Source organism: uncultured Thiodictyon sp. (assembly GCF_903946935.1).
In the GTDB taxonomy this organism is placed as follows: domain Bacteria; phylum Pseudomonadota; class Gammaproteobacteria; order Chromatiales; family Chromatiaceae; genus Thiodictyon.
This window is the reverse complement of record NZ_CAJAXH010000105.1, coordinates 1-2,326: the sequence shown is the minus strand read 5'-3', so window position 1 is coordinate 2,326 and position 2,326 is coordinate 1. Positions and strand designations below refer to the sequence as shown.

Below are 2,326 nucleotides of genomic sequence, written 5' to 3'. Positions count from 1 at the left end.
GGGGGCACCCGCAGGCACCGCCCCGGGGCTCGTCGTGAATAACGTACCGTGGTACATATAGCATAATTACATACTACCCAGGCCCAGAAGCCGCGCCTTCGCGGCCCGCCCCGATACCCGTGATAATCCCCCCTTATCCCGCCCAGGCGGCAAAAACCGCCCAGACCGGCCCGGTTCCGGTACAAGAAGCCCACACCGAAGCGACACCCGCAGGCCGCCTACCCCCATGCCCGAGCTTGAGCACTACCTCGCCGCCGCCACCCGCGACAACACCCGTCGCAGTTACGCCTCGGCCGTCCGCCATTACGAAGAGACTTGGGGTGGGTTCCTGCCGGCCACCGCCGATGCGGTCGCCCGCTATCTGGCCGCGTATGCCCCGTCCCTGTCGCTGAACACGCTGAAGCTGCGCCTGGCGGCGCTCGCGCAATGGCACCGCGACCAGGGGTTTCCCGATCCCACCAAGGCGCCCCTGGTCCGCCAGGTCCTCAAAGGGATCGGCACGCTCCACCCCGCCCGTGAGCGCCGCGCCCTGCCCTTGCCGATCGCGGAACTGGCGCAGATCGACGCCACCCTGGTCGCGGCGATCACCCGCGCGACCACCGACGCCGACCACGTCGGCCGCCTGCGGGCGACCCGCGATCGGGCGCTGATCTTGATCGGGTTCTGGCGGGCCTTTCGCAGCGATGAACTGAGCCGGTTACGCGTGGAGGACATCGAGGTCACGCCTGGGGAGGGCATGACGCTCTATCTGCATCGCACCAAAACCGAACACGACGGACTTGGGACGGAATTCAAGGCCCCGGCTCTCTCCCGGCTGTGCCCGGTCGGTGCCTACCGCGACTGGATCGACCTGGCCGCGCTGACCGCGGGGCCGGTGTTTCGCCGCATCGGCCCCGGCGGGCACCTAGGCGCCGCCGCCCTTCATCCTAACAGCCTGGTGCCGCTGCTGCGCCGGCGCCTGCGGGCGGCGGGGATCGCCACCCCCGACCGTTACAGTGGCCATTCCCTGCGCCGCGGCTTCGCCACCTGGGCCAACGGCCATGACTGGGATGTGAAGGATCTGATGGAATACGTGGGCTGGAAGGACGCCGGGTCGGCCATGCGCTACATCGAACGCGCCGATGGCTACGGGCGCTACCGCATCGAGCAGGCCTTGGCGCAGGACGCGCCAGCCCCCGCGGCACGTGCGGCAGCGGACTGAGCGAAGTTCGCCCGCGACGGGGAAGCACCGCCCTCCCCCACCTGGTTACGCCCCCCCTGAGTCAGCGCCTGATGGACCGACTGGATACTGCGCGCGAGAGCCCGGCGGCGTCAGTGCGTCCCCCCCACTCCCAGTGCCCAGAGCCCCAGGTTCAGGGTCAGGAAAGACAGTAGCGTCGTCGCCAGGAGTGCCGAGGCGCACGCCTCGCCCTGTCCATAGCGCTGGGCCAGCAAGGGAAAGAGTGAGACGGTTCTATTTGAGCTCGAGGCGGGGCGCGTCATCCGGACCTACAGTCTGGTGGAGATGGTCGCGGAAAAGTTTCGGGCGCTCCTGCAACAGGAGGTCCGCAACCGTGTTCGGCGCCAGGACATCGACGACCTTCACTACCTGCTGAGCGAGCACCCGTTGCGCAACGATCTGCCGACCCAGGTGAGGATTCTGGAACGCCTGGTCGCCAAGGCGCAGGCACGCGACCTCGTGGTCAGTCCTGACGCCATGGGCAACCCGGAGATCATGCGCCGCTCGCGAGCCGAGTACAAAAACCTGGCCAGCGAAATCGAGGGCGACCTGCCGGATTTTGACCTTGTGTATGGCGTCGTCGAAGCCTTTTTCCGGTCCTTGCCCTGGGGATGGGTGGAGATGCCAGAAAAATGTTAGGGACTAGGGGGTGTTCGAGGGGAGCGTACGAGTAACTGCGGATTACGTCGAGGCCCCGCACCAGGCGAGGCCTCGACCGTCTTGAGCTTTCGTTTGCATGTGATCAGCGGTCAGCCGCCGGTGCCGCTCAGGGCATAGGGCACCAGGGGGGCCAACATGATGCCGATGGCCATCCACATGGCGTGGTTGCTGCGGGTACTGAGGTCTTGGTCGCTCATGCTATTCACCTTAAATTCGCGTGTGATCGAGGGTCAGCCGCCAGTGCCGCTCAGGGCGTAGGGGACCAGGGGGGCCAACATGATCCCAATGGCCATCCACAGGGCATGATTGCTGCGGGTACTGAGGTCTTGGTCACTCATGATCTTCACCTTGGTTGAGCTATCTCGTTTACCGTTATCGTTCAGCACACTGCGACGCCTGTTGTACCGGGGGGAGCGATCCAACGACCCTTTGCTGTGCCGACGGTTG

3 protein-coding genes are annotated in these 2,326 nt (G+C 66.1%); 2 read left to right on the top strand and 1 reads right to left on the bottom strand.

The genetic code is table 11. The features are described 5' to 3' along the window. The first annotated feature begins 226 nt into the window (after nt 1-226). Nucleotides 227-1,201 carry a site-specific integrase gene (locus QZX93_RS09400; protein WP_295385044.1) on the top strand — a complete coding sequence of 325 codons (975 nt, stop codon included), beginning with the start codon at nt 227-229 and terminating at the stop codon, nt 1,199-1,201. A 110-nt stretch (nt 1,202-1,311) separates the two neighbouring features. Here the strand turns inward: QZX93_RS09400 and QZX93_RS09395 are convergent, their stop codons facing one another. Then, nucleotides 1,312-1,482: a hypothetical protein gene (locus QZX93_RS09395; protein ID WP_295385042.1), complete on the bottom strand. Its 171-nt coding sequence runs from the start codon at nt 1,480-1,482 to the stop codon at nt 1,312-1,314. Nucleotides 1,483-1,504: 22 nt separating this feature from the next. On the opposite strand from QZX93_RS09395, the gene QZX93_RS09390 reads away from it, so the two are divergent. Further along, entirely contained in the window at nt 1,505-1,858 is a 354-nt protein-coding gene (locus QZX93_RS09390; protein WP_295385046.1) for a nucleotidyl transferase AbiEii/AbiGii toxin family protein, read from the top strand. The last annotated feature ends 468 nt before the right edge of the window (nt 1,859-2,326 follow it).